The organism is Kitasatospora sp. NPDC097643, assembly GCF_040302625.1.
Lineage (GTDB): Bacteria > Actinomycetota > Actinomycetes > Streptomycetales > Streptomycetaceae > Kitasatospora.
The window spans coordinates 94,184-108,968 of record NZ_JBEOSA010000024.1; the positions used below are offsets into that span (position 1 = coordinate 94,184).

12 protein-coding genes are annotated in these 14,785 nt (G+C 74.9%); 4 read left to right on the forward strand and 8 right to left on the reverse strand.

Annotated elements, in window-relative coordinates; genetic code table 11:
• Positions 1 to 8 precede the first annotated feature (8 nt).
• Genes ABTY15_RS17650 through ABTY15_RS17660 form a run of 3 tightly spaced genes read right to left on the reverse strand, consistent with a single transcriptional unit; the run spans position 9 to position 3,203 of the window.
• On the reverse strand, positions 9 to 872 hold the full coding sequence (locus ABTY15_RS17650; protein ID WP_350589315.1) for a carbohydrate ABC transporter permease: 864 nt from the start codon (positions 870 to 872) through the stop codon (positions 9 to 11).
• On the reverse strand, positions 869 to 1,804 hold the full coding sequence (locus ABTY15_RS17655) for a carbohydrate ABC transporter permease (protein WP_350589333.1): 936 nt from the start codon (positions 1,802 to 1,804) through the stop codon (positions 869 to 871). The genes ABTY15_RS17650 and ABTY15_RS17655 overlap by 4 nt, the downstream gene beginning before the upstream one ends.
• 46 nt (positions 1,805 to 1,850) lie before the next feature.
• Complete coding sequence (locus ABTY15_RS17660) at positions 1,851 to 3,203, reverse strand: extracellular solute-binding protein (RefSeq protein WP_350589341.1); 1,353 nt, start codon at positions 3,201 to 3,203, stop codon at positions 1,851 to 1,853.
• A 125-nt stretch (positions 3,204 to 3,328) separates the two neighbouring features.
• On the opposite strand from ABTY15_RS17660, the gene ABTY15_RS17665 reads away from it, so the two are divergent.
• Both ABTY15_RS17665 and ABTY15_RS17670 read left to right on the forward strand, forming a co-directional pair.
• On the forward strand, positions 3,329 to 4,603 hold the full coding sequence (locus ABTY15_RS17665; protein WP_350589348.1) for an ROK family protein: 1,275 nt from the start codon (positions 3,329 to 3,331) through the stop codon (positions 4,601 to 4,603).
• A gap of 365 nt (positions 4,604 to 4,968) precedes the next feature.
• Positions 4,969 to 5,283, forward strand: a complete 315-nt coding sequence (locus tag ABTY15_RS17670; protein ID WP_350589352.1) for a DUF5132 domain-containing protein — start codon at positions 4,969 to 4,971, stop codon at positions 5,281 to 5,283.
• A 14-nt stretch (positions 5,284 to 5,297) separates the two neighbouring features.
• On the opposite strand, the gene ABTY15_RS17675 is transcribed toward ABTY15_RS17670, so the two are convergent.
• From ABTY15_RS17675 to ABTY15_RS17695, 5 genes are read right to left on the reverse strand one after another with little or no spacing between them, the layout of a single operon-like run.
• Entirely contained in the window at positions 5,298 to 6,608 is a 1,311-nt protein-coding gene (locus ABTY15_RS17675; protein ID WP_350589355.1) for an NAD(P)/FAD-dependent oxidoreductase, read from the reverse strand.
• A 28-nt stretch (positions 6,609 to 6,636) separates the two neighbouring features.
• Positions 6,637 to 7,659 (reverse strand): ABC transporter ATP-binding protein, encoded by a 1,023-nt coding sequence (locus tag ABTY15_RS17680; RefSeq protein ID WP_350589364.1) that lies wholly within the window; start codon positions 7,657 to 7,659, stop codon positions 6,637 to 6,639.
• Positions 7,659 to 9,539 carry a dipeptide/oligopeptide/nickel ABC transporter permease/ATP-binding protein gene (locus ABTY15_RS17685; protein WP_350589369.1) on the reverse strand — a complete coding sequence of 627 codons (1,881 nt, stop codon included), beginning with the start codon at positions 9,537 to 9,539 and terminating at the stop codon, positions 7,659 to 7,661. Before ABTY15_RS17685 ends, ABTY15_RS17680 begins: the two co-directional genes overlap by 1 nt.
• A gap of 5 nt (positions 9,540 to 9,544) precedes the next feature.
• Positions 9,545 to 10,510, reverse strand: coding sequence for an ABC transporter permease (locus tag ABTY15_RS17690; RefSeq protein ID WP_350589374.1), 966 nt, complete (start codon positions 10,508 to 10,510; stop codon positions 9,545 to 9,547).
• Positions 10,511 to 10,523: 13 nt separating this feature from the next.
• Positions 10,524 to 12,113: an ABC transporter substrate-binding protein gene (locus tag ABTY15_RS17695; protein WP_350589385.1), complete on the reverse strand. Its 1,590-nt coding sequence runs from the start codon at positions 12,111 to 12,113 to the stop codon at positions 10,524 to 10,526.
• Between the two features lie 172 nt (positions 12,114 to 12,285).
• On the opposite strand from ABTY15_RS17695, the gene ABTY15_RS17700 reads away from it, so the two are divergent.
• Entirely contained in the window at positions 12,286 to 13,986 is a 1,701-nt protein-coding gene (locus ABTY15_RS17700; RefSeq protein ID WP_350589390.1) for a DUF885 domain-containing protein, read from the forward strand.
• A gap of 132 nt (positions 13,987 to 14,118) precedes the next feature.
• Entirely contained in the window at positions 14,119 to 14,388 is a 270-nt protein-coding gene (locus tag ABTY15_RS17705) for a DUF5132 domain-containing protein (protein WP_350589405.1), read from the forward strand.
• Positions 14,389 to 14,785 lie beyond the last annotated feature (397 nt).

The following is a 14,785-nucleotide window of genomic DNA, read 5'->3' on the forward strand; positions in this document are numbered from 1 at the left end:
CGGGCTCCTCACTTGGTGCTGCCGGCGACCAGGCCGGAGCGCCAGAAGCGTTGCAGGGAAAGGAACATGACGACCAGCGGGACGGCCGAGACGGCGGCCGCCGTGATCACGATGTTGGTGGGCACGGCGCTGGGGCCGATCGCGCGCTGCGCCTGCCAGCCGACGACGCCGACGGTGACCGGCTGGAGGTGGTCGTCGGCCAGCATCAGCACCGGCAGGAGGTAGTTGGTCCAGATCGCGACGAACTGGAAGAGGAAGATGGTGACCAGCGCCGGGGACATCACCCGCAGGGCGATGGTGGCGAAGATGCGCAACTCCCCGGCGCCGTCCAGCCGTCCGGCCTCGATGAGCTCGTCGGGCACCGAGGCGCCCGCGTAGATCCGGGCCAGGTAGACGCCGAACGGGCTGACCATGCTGGGCAGCAGCACCGCCCAGGGGGTGTTGACCAGGTGGACGCCGGAGAACATCAGGTAGAGCGGGACGGCCAGCAGCGGCTGCGGGACGAGTACCGCCGCGAGGACGGTGTTGAAGGTGAACTCCCGGCCGCGGAAGCGGTACTTGGCCAGCGCGTAGCCGGCCAGCGCGGATATCAGGGTGCTGACCGCGGCGCCGCCGACCGCGTAGAGCGCGCTGTTGGCGAGCCACTCCGGGTAGATGCCGCCCTGGCGGGTGAACACCTCGCGGACGTTCTCGGCGAGCGCGAAGTGGCCGAACCAGAAGCCGTTGCCGCTGAACAGGTCGGTGTTGGTCTTGGTGCTGGAGACCAGCAGCCACCAGACCGGCGCGAGGAAGTACACCGAGGCGAGCAGCAGCACGCCGAGCACGAGGTAGCGGGAGAGCCCGGGCCGGGTGCCGGGGGAGGGGGCGCTCACAGGGCGGCCCCCCGTCGCTGGACCAGGCGGAGGAAGCCGAAGGAGAGCGCGAAGGCCAGCAGGGCGAGGATCACCGACTCGGTGGCGGCGGCGTTGAAGTCGTTGGCGCCGACCGCCTGGTAGGCGGCGGAGATCGGGGTGTAGCCGCTGGACAGGTTGGGCGCGACGTTGTGCAGGATGGCCGGCTCGTTGTAGAGCTGGGCGGTGCCGATGATCGAGAACACGGCGGTGAGCACCAGGGCCGGGCGCACCAGCGGGACCTTGATCCGCCAGGCGATGGCGAAGGCCGAGCAGCCGTCCATGGTGGCGGCCTCGCTCAGTTCGGCCGGGATGGCCTGGAGGGCGGAGTAGATGATCAGCATGTTGTAGCCGGTCCAGCCCCAGGTCAGCATGTTGCCGATGGTCGGGCCCAGCAGCGCGTCCGAGGTCAGGTCGAGGTGCAGGCCGAGGTGGTGGGCGGCGGCGGTGATCGGGCTCAGGCCCGGCGCCACCAGGTAGGACCACATCAGGGCACCGACCACGCCGGGCAGTGCGTAGGGCAGGAAGAAGGCCAGCCGGAAGAAGCGCTTGAGCGGGGCGGCCTTGGCGTCCAGCAGCAGGGCGAGGCCGAGCGCCAGCAGCAGCATCAGCGGCACCTGCACCAGGCCGATCAGCAGGACCCGCAGCAGCGAGCCGCGGAACTCGGCGTCGCCCAGCGCGGTGGCGTAGTTGGACAGCCCGACGAACACCTCGGTGGGGGCGGTCAGGCCGAGGCCGGAGCGGTGCATCCGGAACAGGCTCTGATGGACGGTGTAGCCGATCGGTGCCAGGTAGATCGCGGCGAACGGCACCAGGAACGGCGCCAGGAACAGCACCACGGGCGGTCGGCGCCGGCGTTGGTGCCGGCCTCGGCCGGGCAGCCGGCGGCCGGGGCCCGGCGGGGCGGTGGTCATGGGGGTGCGGCCTTTCGGTCGGTTCGTCTGCTGGGTCGACCGGCCGTCAGCCGCCGGAGACGCTCAGGCCCTGCTGCTTCATCCCGGCGACCGTCTTGGTCCGCACGGCGGCGAGCACGCCCGGCAGGGTGGTGCCGCCCGTCCCGGCCCGGCCGAGGCCGTCGCCGAGGTCGGTGGCGGTCTGGGTCATGGTCGGCCCCCACTGCCAGTCGGTGTTGATGTGCGCGGTCTCGGCCTTGAAGACGTCGAAGACGGTCTGGCCGCCGTAGAACGGGTCCGGCTGGGCGAGGGCCGGGTGGGAGAGGCCGGAGGTGGCGGCCGGGTAGATCCCGGTGACCTTGACGAGGTTGCCGACGCTGGCGGCGTCGGTGCTCATCCAGGTGGCGAACTCGGCGGCCTCCTTGGCGTGGCCGCAGCCCTTGAGCACGGCGGTGGCCGAGCCGCCGTCGTTGCCGTAGACCGGCTTGGCGGCGTCCCAGACCGGCATCGGGGCGACCGCCCACTGGCCGGCGCCCTCCTTGACGCTGCTCGCGATGATCGGCGTGGCCCAGACCGCGTTGACGTCGGAGAGCACCGTGCCGTTCGTCAGGTCGCCGAAGTGGGCGGCCTCGAAGCTCGGGTCGGTCTTCAGCAGCTTCTGGTCCAGCAGCGCCTGCCAGTAGCCGGCCACCTTCTGGTTGGCCGGGCTGTCCAGGGTCACCTGCCACTGCTCGCCGGAGGTGCCGAACCAGTTCGCCCCGGCCTGCCAGGCGAGCCCGGCGTAGTTGTACGCGTCGTTGCCGAAGTTGCCCAGGTAGACGTTCGGGTCGGCGGCGTGCACCTTGGCGGCGTCGGCCGCGTACTCCTCCCAGGTGACCGGCGGGGCGGTGATGCCGTACTTGGCGAACAGGTCCTTGCGGTAGATCAGGGCCATCGGCGCGGTGTCGACCGGGATGCCGTAGGTCTGGCCGGCGATGGTGACCTGCTTCCAGGTCCAGTCGGCGAACTGCGGCTTCGTCTCGGCGGTGTACTTGGCGATGTCGGTGAGGGCGCCGGCGGCGGCGAAGCTGGGCAGCGTCTCGTACCCGACCTGGGCCAGGCACGGGGCGTTCCCGGCCTTGGCGGCGGTGAGCATCTTGGTGTAGCCGCCCTTGGCGCCGGAGGCGGTCTTGGCGAAGGTGACCTGGATGCCGGGGTGGCTCTGGTTGAACAGCGCCACCGACTGCTCGTAGCCGGGCGCCCAGCCCCAGAACTCCAGCTTCACCACGCCGCCGGAGCCGGCGCCGGCGTCGGTGCTGCCGGAGCTGCCGGAGCTGCCGGAGTCACCGGAGGAGCAGGCGCCGAGCAGGCCGGCGAGGGTCAGGGCGGCGATCGCGGCGGCCGCGGTCCGGGGCCCGGCCGAGTGGGTTCCGACGTTCACGTGGGTCTCCTGGAGGTCGTGGAGGAGGGGTGGGCACGAGCGCTGGCCAATTAGTTCCGCTATTGTTCGAACTAATAGCGGGTGCGTCAATAGGCTGGGACCGGACACAGGAGAGGAGCGGTTTGGTGAAGCAGGCGCTGGAGGGAACGGGCGTACGCGACCTGGCCATGGCCCGCCCGGCCGTGGCGCGGGACCGGTCCGCCTCGCGACGGGCGAACCTCAGCATGGTGCTGCGGCTGCTGCGGGACGACGGCCCGCGCTCCCGCGCCCGGATCGCCGAGGACACCGGGCTGCCCAAGGCGACCGTCTCCCACCTGATCGCCGAACTCCTCGACGGCGGCCTGGTCCGCGAGGGCGAGGCGGAACGCGACCGCGGCGCCGTCGGCCGCCCCGGCCAGGCGGTCGAGGTCGACGGCCGGGGCGTGCACGGCCTGGGCGCCGAGATCAACGTCGACTACATCAGCCTGCTCGCCCTCAACCTGCGCGGCGAGGTCACCTTCGAGCGGCGCACCCCGCTGGACGTCCGGGCCGTCGGCCCGCAGGCCGCCCTGGACGCGGTGGCGCGGCTCACCGCCGAGGGCATGGCCGCGGTCCGCGGCGCGGGCGGGCACGTCGTCGGCGTCACCCTCGCCACCCCCGGCGCGGTGGACATGGACGCCGGCGTGGTCAAGTACGCCTCCAACATCGGCTGGCGCGACGTCCCGGCGCTCGCCCTGCTGCGCGCCGGGATCGGCCCGGGCGCCCCGGAGCTGCACCTGGAGAACGACGCCAAGCTCGGCGCCCTGGCCGAGTACGTGCTGGCCTCCGCCGACAACGTGCGCGACCTGGTCTACGTCACCGGCCAGACCGGCGTCGGCGTCGGCATCATCGCCGGCGGGCAGCTGGTGCGCGGCGCCGGCGGGTACGCGGGCGAGGTCGGGCACCTGCGGCTGGTCCCCTCCGACGAGCCCTGCGCCTGCGGGCGGCGCGGCTGCTGGGAGACCACCGTCGGCCGGGACGCGCTGCTGCGCTCCGCCGCCGAGCCCGGCGACCCGGTCCGCGACCCGCGGATCGACCTCGGGCAGCGCCTCGCCGAACTGCACGACCGGGCGGGCGCGGGCGACCGGCGGGTGCTGGCCGCACTCGGCCGGATCGCCGACCACCTGGCCCCCGGGCTGGCCCTGCTGGCCGACATCCTCAACCCCCGGCTGCTCGTCCTGGGCGGGCACTTCGCCTTCTTCGGCGAGCACCTGATCGACACCGTCACCGCGCAGGTCCGCGAGCTGGTGATGGCCCCCGACGCCGGCGGCTGCGAGATCGTCCTCTCCGAGCTCGGCCTGGCCGGCACCGCGCGCGGCGGCGCCCTGCTCGCCCTGGACGCCGTCTACCAGGACCCGACGGCCGTGATGGCGAACGCCTGAGGCCCGGCCCCGATCGGTGTTCACGCCGTTCACGCCGTTCACGCCGGAAGGCGCCGGACACAGCTTTCCCTACGAAGTACCTGAGTTCGTGGTCGATTTGGCGTGGGGTCCGACACCGGAAGTCGGCGAAGAAATTCGCTGATTGTCGGACCGGCCGGACCGTGATCTAGCCGAGCGTCCGGCGCGCGGGCAAGTCGAATGCCGGAATTCACCCTCCGGAGCCCCGGGAACACCCGCAGGGGTGAAATCTGCTGCCGCCGTTTGGCGAGGTCCCAGGTGGGCGGCCTAATCTCGGAAACCGTGTCCGGTAGGTTCCGAGGCAGCACGTCGAGTAGTCCCGAATAGTCCATTCAGGGAGAAGGATCATGCCGCCTGTTGTTCCCCCGTTCCTGGTGGGTCTCATTGTGGCCCCGCTGGCGAAGCGGATCGCGAAGCCCCTCCTCCGGGGAATTGTGAAGACCTCCATCGGGCTCGTCGTGGAGGTGAAGAAGGTCGCGCACGAAGCCAGCGAGGGAATTCAGGACCTGGCCGCCGAGGTGACGGCCGAGATGAGCGGGTCCGATGTCGCGGTGGACCCCGCGGACTCCGCCGATTCCGGCAACGGCAAGGCCGGAAAGGCCCGCAACGGCGCTCCCGCCCCGGTGCCCGCCACCGTCGGCTCCGGCGCCAAGTCCGGCTGACCTCGTCGTGAGCGTCAGCCCATGACGGTCCGGGCGGCGCCCGGGTCGACCCGGCGCTGACGGGAGAAGGCCCCCAGGTCGACCACGGTGCCGGTGTGCGCGCAGCGGTGGCGCACCGGCTCGTGGTCGTGGTCGTGCCCGGCCTCGACCCGGTCGACCAGCTCGGCGAGGAAGCGGCCGACCAGCGGGGCGTTCTTGAACTGGTTGCCGCTGGTGCCCATCGCGACGTAGTAGCCGCCGAGGTCGGTCCGGTCGTAGACCGGGGTCCAGTCGTCGGCGACGTCGTACACGCCGGCGAGGCCGCTGGGGCGGTTGGGGACGACGAGGCCGGGCAGCCGGCGGGCGGCCCTGGTCACCTGGGCGCGGAAGCGGGGGACGGTCGGCCGGGGGTCGGCCTGGTCGGGGTCGTCGAGCCACTCCAGCGGGTCGCAGTCCGGTTCGGTGCCGCCGACCAGGAGCCGGCCGCCGGGGGCCGCGCGCAGGTAGGTCCCGAGGTCGAGGTCGGCGATCACCGGGCCGAGCGCGGCGCCGGAGCCGTAGCCGGGCGGTGCGGCGACCTGGTGGACCTCCTGCCGCAGCGGCCGTACACCGACGGTGAACTCGGCGCCGACGCCGGCCAGTCGGTTGAGCGCGCCGGACCACGGACCGGCCGCGTTGACCACCACCGGGGTGGCGATCCGGTCGCCGTCGGCGAGCCGCAGGCCGCGGACCCGGTCGGAGTGCCGGTCCACGGCCACCACCCGCCGGTGGTAGTGGAAGCGGGCGCCGAGGGCCGCGGCCGCGTCGGCGAGGTTCTGCGCGGCGAGCTGCGGATCGTCGACGAACCCGGCGTCGGGGGTGTACAGCGCGCCGAGCTCGCCGGTGGGGGCGGCGAAGAAGGTCTCGTCGTCCACCGATTTGGGCGGCCAGTACCGCCCGGCGTCGATCCCGGGGAGGTGGCGGCGCAGCGCGGCGGCGTCCCAGCGTTCGTACCGGACGCCGGCCCGGTCGAAGAGGGCGGCGGTGGCGGCCGGGTCGGCGCCGGGCGCGTCCAGGACGACGGCGCCGGTGCGGTGGAAGACGGCGAGCGGGCGGTCGTTCGGCAGGTGCAGGTGCTCCGGCCAGCGGGTCCAGAGGTGCTGGGCCTCCCAGGCGGTGGCGACTCCGGCGAAGGTGGAGTAGTTGAACCGGATGATCGCGCTGGAGGCACTGGTGGAGCCGTGTCCGGCCGCGCCGGCTTTGTCCAGGACGACCACCTGCCGCCCGGTGCGGGCGAGTTCGAGGGCGACGGCGGCGCCGATGACGCCCGCGCCGACCACCACGGCGTCCGGTGTGTCGGGGTTCACGACCACGCCTCCTGGGGTGCGTCGGGGTTCACGACCGCTCATCCTCGGGCGTGTCCGGGCCGGGCCGGAAGGGTCCGGGCGTGTCCGGGTCGGGCGGGAAGTGGCAGGCGGCCCGGTGCGGGCGCTCGGCGGCGCCCGGCTGCGGGTCCCGCTCGGTGCAGACGGTGCGCTCCGCGTGCCGGGCGGGCCCGACCGGGCAGAGCGCGGCGAACCGGCAGCCGCCGGCCGGCGCCGCGGCCTCGGCGGCCGCGAGCGGGAGCGGGGCGGCGTCCGGCGGTGGTGGCGCGGGCGGGAGACCGGGGACGGCGGCCAGCAGCGCACGGGTGTACGGGTGCCGGGGCGCGCGCAGCAGGTCGGCGGTCGGCGCCGACTCGACGATCCGGCCGCGGTACATCACCGCCACCGCGTCGGAGACGTGGCAGACCGCGGGCAGGTTGTGGCCGATGAACAGCATCGCCAGGCCCAGCCGTCGTTGCAGGTCGCGGATGGTGTTGAGGACGGCCGCCTGGACGGAGACGTCCAGGGCGGAGGTGATCTCGTCGGCGATCAGCAGGGCGGGTTCGACGGCCAGCGCGCGGGCGATGGCCACCCGCTGGCGCTGCCCGCCGGACAGCTGGCGCGGCAGCCGGCCGGCCAGCTGCGGGTCCAGGCCGACCAGGTCGAGCAGCCCGGCGACCCGCTCGGCGCGGGCGGGCCGGTCCAGCCGGCGGAAGGCGGTGGCGGCCTCGGCGAGGGTCTGCCGGACCGTCATCCGGGGGTCGAGCGCGGTGTCCGGGTCCTGGAAGACGACCTGGACCCGGCGGCCCAGCCGGCGCCGGGCCCGCAGGGTGCGGCCCCCGGCCGCCCGGCCGTCGAGCAGCACCCGGCCGGAGTGCACCGGGCTGAGCCCGACGAGGGCGCGGGCCAGGCTGGACTTGCCGGAGCCGGACTCGCCGACCAGGCCGAGCGTGCGGCCGGCCGGGATCTCCAGCGAGACGCCGTCCACGGCGGTGACCGGGCCGTGCGGGCCGTGGTGGCGCACGGTGAGGTCGGCGACCTGGAGGAGGGTCATCACGCCCCCGCCGTCGCCGGTGCGGGCAGCGGGTGCCAGCAGGCGACCCGGTGGTCGGCGTCCAGCCCGGTCAGGGCGGGGGCCTCGGCGGCGCAGCGGTCCCGGCGGTGGGCGCAGCGGGGCTGGAACGGGCAGCCCGGCGGGGGTGCGAGCGGGTCGGGCGGGCTGCCTTCGACGGTGCGCAGCGGCTGGCCGCGGTCGGCGGTCAGGCGGGGGACGGACTCGACCAGGGCCCGGGTGTAGGGGTGCCGGGCGGAGTCGGCGAGCCGGTCGGTCGGCAGGCTCTCGACCACCGTCCCCGCGTACATCACCAGGACGCGGTCGCACAGGCCGGCGACCAGCGCGAGGTCGTGGCTGATGAAGAGGACGGCGGTGCCGGACTCCCGGCGGACGGCGGCCAGCAGGTCGGTGACCTGGCGTTGCACGGTGACGTCGAGGGCGGTGGTCGGCTCGTCGGCGATGATCAGGCCCGGGCGGACCATCAGCCCGGCGGCGATCAGCACGCATTGGCGCTGGCCGCCGGAGAGCTGGTGCGGGCGGGAGCGCAGCAGTGCGGGCGGGAGGGCGACCCGGCGCAGGGCGTGCACGGCCTGCGCGGCGGCCGCCGTCCGGCCGGCGCCGCGGTGCGCCCGGACCGCCTCGGTGAGCTGGGTGTCCACCCGCAGCGCGGGGTTGAGGGCCGAGGCCGGATTCTGGAAGACCATCGCCAGGGTGGTGGCGAGGTGGCGGTCGCGCTCCTTGGCCGGCAGGGCGGTGAGTTCGGTGCCGAGCAGCCGGTGGGTGCGCCGGCTCACCCGGGCCTGTGCGGGCAGCAGGTCGGCGATGGCGAGGGCGGTGAGCGACTTGCCGGAGCCGGACTCGCCGACCAGTCCGACGATCTCACCGGCGTGCAGGGTGAGTGAGACGTCCCGCACGGGGCGGATCACCCCGTCGGGGGTGGGGAGTTCGACGGTGAGGTCGTCGATCCGCAGCACCTCGTCGCCGCCGGCCGGTTCGCCCACGGCGGGCGGTGCGGGCGGTGCGGGTGGTGCGGGTGGTGCAGGCGGTGCGGGGGCGCGGTGCGGGCGCCGGGCGGCGCCGCCGGCCAGCGCCTCGCCCAGCAGCTGGAAGGTCAGCGCGGCGTAGAGGACGGCCAGGCCCGGGGCCAGTGCGGGCAGCGGCTGGGCGTAGATCCGGTCCAGCCCCTGGCCCAGCAGCCGGCCCCAGTCGTACGCGGGGGGCTGCACGCCCAGCCCGAGGAAGCTCAGCCCGGAGAGGGCGATCAGCGCGGTGCCCGCCGCCGTGGTGGTGCTCAGCAGCAGTGGCTCGGCGATGTTGGGCAGCACGTGCCGCAGGATCAGCCGGTGCCGGCGCAGCCCGAGGACGCGGGCCGCCGCCAGGTGGTCGGTGCCCGCGACCCCGGCGGCGAGGGTCTGGGCCAGCCGGGCGGAGCCGGGTACGCCCGCGACGGCCAGGGCGAGCAGCGCGCCGGTGGCGCCCGCGCCGAAGACCACGGCCAGGAAGATCGCGACCAGCAGGCCGGGGAAGGCGAGCAGCAGGGTGATCAGGGCGCCCAGCCAGCGGCGGGCGCGGCCGGCCAGCACGGCGGTGGACGCGCCGAGCAGGATGCCCGCGCCGGCGCTGAGCAGCGTGGCCGCGCAGGCCAGCAGCAGCGAGAGCCGGGTGGCGGTGAGCACCCGGGCGAGCAGGTCCCGGCCGAGGTTGTCGGTGCCGAAGGGGTGCGTGAGGGACGGGCCCTCGAGCACGGCGGTGACGTCCGGGCGGTCGGCGGCCTCGCCCCAGAGGAACGGGCCGAGGGCGGCGAGCAGCAGCAGCGGGGCCAGCATGGCGAGTGCGGTCCAGGCCAGCGGGGAGCGCGGCAGCCGGAGGATTCGGGGCATCGGGGTCAGGTCTCCCGGATCGTCGAGCGCGGGTCCACCAGGGCGAGCAGCAGGTCGACCAGCAGGCCGGCCAGCAGGACGGTGCTGCCCAGGATCAGCACCATCGCCTGGACCACCGGGTAGTCCTGGGCGACCACGGACTGCGCCAGCGCCGAGCCGATACCCGGCCAGGCGAACACCTTCTCGACCAGGACCGTCCCGGCGATCATGGCGGGCAGCAGGCTCCCGGCGACGGTGAGCGCGGCGGTCGCCGTGTTCGGGGCGGCGTGCCGCAGGTAGCGCCGCGCGGGCGGCAGGCGTTTGGCGCGGGCGGTGCGCAGGTAGTCCTCGGCCAGCACCCGAAGCGCCTCCACCCGGACGATCCGCAGCAGCACGGCGGTCGGGGCGAGCGCCAGCGCGAGCACCGGCAGGACGGCGGAGTCCGCGCCGGTGGCGCCCGCGACCGGCAGCAGCCGCAGGCCGACGGCCAGCAGCGCGGTCAGCCCGGCGGCGAGCAGGAAGTCCGGCACCCCGGCCAGCGCGGCGGTCACCGCCGTGAAGGCCAGCTCGGAGCGCGGGCGCCGTCCGTCCCGGGTGAGCACGGCGGCGAGCAGGCCGCCGGGCAGGGCGACCGCCAGGGTGACCAGGAAGGCCAGTGCGGCGATGGCGAGGGTGGCGGGCAGCCGGGTGCGGACCAGCTCCGCCACCGGCACCCCGGTGACCAGGGAGGTGCCCAGGTCGCCGTGGCGGAGCCCGGCCAGGTAGTGCCGGTACTGGGTCAGGAAGGGCTGGTCGAGCCCGAGCTGGTGGCGGCGCGCGGCCACCAGCGCCGGGGCGGCGTCCACCCCCAGCGCGGCCCGCACCGGATCCCCGGGGACCAGCCGGACCATCGCGAAGGAGGCGGTGAGCACCACCGCCAGGCAGAGCAGCAGCCGGGCCGTGCGGCGGGTCAGGAAGGCGAGGGCGTGGGGCGACGGTCGTCGTCGGGGCACGTCGTTCTCCCGTTCACCGGTGCAGGCGGATGCTGGTCGGTACGAGCGCGCCGCCGAACGTGGTGGCGAAGGTGGTGCGCCGGCCGTAGACGGTGCTACGGCCGTCCGCGACGGGCAGCGCGTCGGCGGCGCGGAACAGCTCGGCGGAGGCCCGGTTCCAGGTGTCGCAGCCGGTGGTGTCCGGCTCCCGGAGCGCCTGGGCGACCAGGGCGTCGTACCCGGGGTTGGTGACACCTGCGAAGTTCAGGCCCTCGGCCGGGGGCGGGCCGGAGAAGAACGGGACGAAGCCGACCGGGAGCGGGAAGCCCGGGGTGCTGCCGACCACGGCGTCGAAGTCGCCCGACCGGTACATCGCGTTCACCAGCGCGGGCAGGCTCTCGGAGACCAGCCGGACGTCCGCGCCGAGCTCCGTCCAGCTGCGGGCCATCAGCTCGGCGACCGAGGGCAGGGTCGGCCCGAGGTCCGGGCTGGTGATCAGCCGCAGCCGCAGCGGCCGGCCGTCCCGGAGCAGCCGGCCGCCGGCGCCCCGGGTCCAGCCGGCGGCGCGCAGCGCCTCGGCCGCCGTCGCCGGGGCGGGCAGGTTGGCGGCGGCGAGCTCGGCGTGGCAGACGGCGCCGACCGCGCCGAAGTCGCCGGCCGGGCGGCCGGTGCCGCCGACGGCGACGTTGGCCAGGCCCTGGCGGTCGAGCGCGGCGACCAGGGCGCGGCGCAGCGCCGGGTCGGCGAGCGGGCGGCCGGGGCGCTGGTTGAAGAAGGTCAGCCCGACGATGGTGGCCACGTCGGCGGTGGCCAGGCCGCGGTCGGTGAGCCGGGCCCGGTCCGGGCCGTGCACCGTGGCGATCTCCACACCGCCGGTGAGCAGCAGGTTGGCGGCGGTGGCCTCCTGCGGGACCACGTTGAGGACGATCCGCGCCGGCAGGCCGGGGGCGGCGGTGTCCGCCCCGGCCGGGCCCCAGCCGTAGCCTTCGCGCCGGGTGAACTCGTAGGGGCCGCCGGCCGTGTAACCGGTCAGCACGTACGGGCCGGTGCCCGCGCTGGTGCGGTCCAGGGACTGCGGTCGGTCCAGGCCGGCCGGGCAGACGATCGGCAGCAGGCCGAGGGTACGGGTGAGGAAAGGGTGCGGGGCGGCCGCCGTGACCGCGACGGTGCCGGTCGGGTCGTCGGCGGTCACGGTGAACGGGACGCCCGGCAGCACCGCCTGCGCACCGGCCAGCTGGTTGGCCGGGTCGGCCGCGTATCGCAGCGAGCGGGCCACCGCCTCGGCGGTGAGGGCCGTGCCGTCGGAACAGGTCACGCCCGGGCGGAGGGTGAAGACCGCCGAGGTCGGGTCGGCCCGCCAGGCAGTGGCCAGCCCGGACACCACGGTGCCGTCGGCGGCCACGTTGACCAGCGAGTCGTAGGCGTAGCGGGCCGGGCCGGCGCCGAAGGCCGAGTACGGGTGGAAGCTCGGCGTCTCGGCGGGCACCGCGATCCGGACCGTCCCGTGCGCCACCACCGGGGTGTCCGTCGCGGACCGGACCGGGCCCGCGCAGCCCGCCGCGAGGAGGGCCGCGACGGTCAGGGCGGCCGTGCACGGGGTGCGGCGGCGGGGCATGGCGGCCATGGTGCCACCGCGCGGCGCCGCGGCACGCCGGGCCCACGGGCGGGGGCAACCCGGGCGACCGCCACGGCACTTGGCGTTCGGGGCCGCGCGGGCGGTCCGCAGCCGGTCGAGGATTTCGCTCGTTCGGGCGACATTGGCGCCCTGCTGAGTGCTTCGTGACCACACTGACCCTATGAGAGCGGACGAGGCGGGCCAGGAGATCGGTCATCTGGCGGACGGCTACTGGGAGTTCCTGCTGGCCCGGGATCCACTGCTGCGGGCCCGGCGCGGCCTGCCGGTGGAGACGCTGCCCGGGGTGTCGCCCGCCGAGGCGGCGGAGCGGGCGGCCTTCGCGGCGGGCGTGCTGGAGCGCCTGCGGGCCCTGGCGGGCGCGCAGTTGTCGGGCGCGGACGCCGACACCGCCGCCTTCCTCGCGGCGCTCGCCGAGCAGGACCTCCGGGCGGACCGCTGCTACTGGCTGACACCCGCCGCCACGCCGTACCGGCTCTTCCCGCTGGCGCAGTACGGGGACGCGGTGTTCGGCGGGTTCGCCTTCACCGGACCGGCCGACGGTGAGCGCTATCTGACGCTGGTGCGCGAACTCGCCCGGGCGGTCGGCACGGTGGCCGCCAAGACGGCTGGGCAGGCGGACCGCGGTTTCCGCGTCCCGGCCCCGGCGCTGGCCGGGGCGCGGGCCACCGCCGTCGGCCTGCGGTCCTCGCTGGCCCGCCGGGTGGCGGCCGAGGACGGCCGGCTCGACGGGCTGCCGGCGGCGGCGCGCGGCCTGGTCCGGGACGGCGTACAGCGGCTGGTGGCAGCGGAGCTGGAGCCGGCCTTCGACCGGCTGCTGGCCGTCCTCGACGACCCCACCTACCGGCGGGCCGCGCCCGAGGCGGTCGGCTGGGCCGGGTACCAGGGCGGCGAGGAGGCGTACCGGGAGTTCGTCCGGGCCCACACCGGAGGCGAACACCCGCCCGAGCGGCTGCACCGACTCGGCCGGGAGCAGTGCCGGGAGCTGGCCGAGCGGATGCGCGAGATCCGGGCCGCGCTCGGCTTCCGGGGCACCGAGGAGGAGTTCCACGACCGGCTGCGCACCGAGCCGCACCTGTACGCGGCCACACCCGCCGAGGTGGAGGCCCGCTTCCGCACCCACCTGGACCGGCTCGCCCCGCGGCTGCCCCGGTGGTTCGCGCGCCTGCCGGCCGCGCCGTACGGGCTGGCCCGGCTGGATCCGGCGCTGGAGGCCGGGATGACCTTCGGCTACTACGAGCAGCCCACGGCGGCCTCGCCCGTCGGCCGGTACCGCTACAACGGCTCCGACCTCGCCGAGCGCTCACTGCTGGGGGCGGCCTCGCTGATCTACCACGAGCTCGCGCCGGGGCACCACTTCCACCTGGCCCGGCAGTCGGAGGACCGGGCCCTGCCCGAGCTGCGCCGGGAGGTGATCGGCTTCGACGCGTTCAACGAGGGCTGGGCCGAGTACGCGGCCGGGCTCGGCTGGGAGATGGGGCTGTACGAGGACCCCTGGGACGCCTACGGGCGGCTCGGCGAGGAGCGGTTCACCGCACAGCGCCTGGTCGTCGACACCGGGCTCAACCTCGGCACCATGGACCTGGCGCAGGCGGGGGCGTTCATGCGGGCCAACTCCACCGCCTCCGACCGGCAGATCGCCTCCGACCTGCTGCGCTACGCGACCGATCTGCCGGGGCAGGCGCTGGCGTATCGCGCCGGTTACATGGAATTCGGTGAACTGCGGGCGGAGGCGGAGCGGATCCAGGGGGCGGGATTCGACGTCCGGGCCTTCCACGAGGCCGTGCTCGGTGGTGGTGGGCTGCCGTTCCCCGCCCTGCGACGGCGGATGGTGCGTGAACTCGCCGATCACTCGAAGGACTGACGGCCGTGGCTGCGCTGACGGTTGACTGGCTGGACGGTTCGGCGGCGGACTACGGTGCGTGCGGGTTTGATTCCGTCCTGGTCTTGACGCGTTCGGCCGCACGCCGGCGCGAATCGGGGAGATGTGAAGTCCATGCTGCCGTTGCCTGCTCTGCGTCCCTTTCTGTTCGGCCTGGTCGTGCTGCCGCTGGTGAAGCGGGTCGCCAAGCCGGTGCTGCGCGAGGTGGTGAAGGCCTCCGTCGGGATCGCCCTCGACGTGAAGAAGGCCGCCGACGAGGCCCGCGCCGAGCTCCAGGAGATCGCGGCCGAAGCCTCCGCCGAGTCCGCCGCCGGGCGCCCGGCGGCGCGGACCGCGCGGGTGACGGTCGCGCCGGTCAGCGACAACGGCAGCAAGGCGCCCTGAGCCGTCATGCCGCTCGTCAGGGGATTTGTGTGCGGCGGCAAGGACGGGTAGTGTTCTCTAGTCGCTCGGCAGGGAGCACCGGACACGCATCGGCGCGGACGGTCCCGGGGCGGCCAATCCTCACGAAACACCACTTCCCGGTTCGGGCCGGGTTGTGTCGTGCCTTGTGCGCTTCGCGGCTCGGTGCTTATTCGGCGTGCGCGTTTCCGGGGATTGCGGCCGGATTCGCTTTTCGGAGCGCAGGTCGGCTAATGTTTGGAACGTCGGACGGGGCGCAAAACCCCGGAAGACACCGGCGAGTCGGATGAACGAAGCCCCGGAAACGGAGCGGAAAACATCTGATAAGCTGGAAACACGAAAGAACGAAGCGCCCGGAGGGCCCGCTGGAAGGCGGTCC

Excerpts from the sequence above, each read along its gene's own strand:
- ABTY15_RS17655 (WP_350589333.1), bottom strand. The coding sequence starts at position 1,804 with ATGACCACCGCCCCGCCGGGCCCCGGCCGCCGGCTGCCCGGCCGAGGC.
- ABTY15_RS17670 (WP_350589352.1), top strand. The coding sequence starts at position 4,969 with ATGCCGCCTGTTGTTCCCCCGTTCCTGGTGGGTCTCATTGTGGCCCCG.
- ABTY15_RS17680 (WP_350589364.1), bottom strand. The coding sequence starts at position 7,659 with ATGACCCTCCTCCAGGTCGCCGACCTCACCGTGCGCCACCACGGCCCG.
- ABTY15_RS17685 (WP_350589369.1), bottom strand. The coding sequence starts at position 9,539 with ATGCCCCGAATCCTCCGGCTGCCGCGCTCCCCGCTGGCCTGGACCGCA.
- ABTY15_RS17695 (WP_350589385.1), bottom strand. The coding sequence starts at position 12,113 with ATGGCCGCCATGCCCCGCCGCCGCACCCCGTGCACGGCCGCCCTGACC.
- ABTY15_RS17700 (WP_350589390.1), top strand. The coding sequence starts at position 12,286 with ATGAGAGCGGACGAGGCGGGCCAGGAGATCGGTCATCTGGCGGACGGC.
- ABTY15_RS17705 (WP_350589405.1), top strand. The coding sequence starts at position 14,119 with ATGCTGCCGTTGCCTGCTCTGCGTCCCTTTCTGTTCGGCCTGGTCGTG.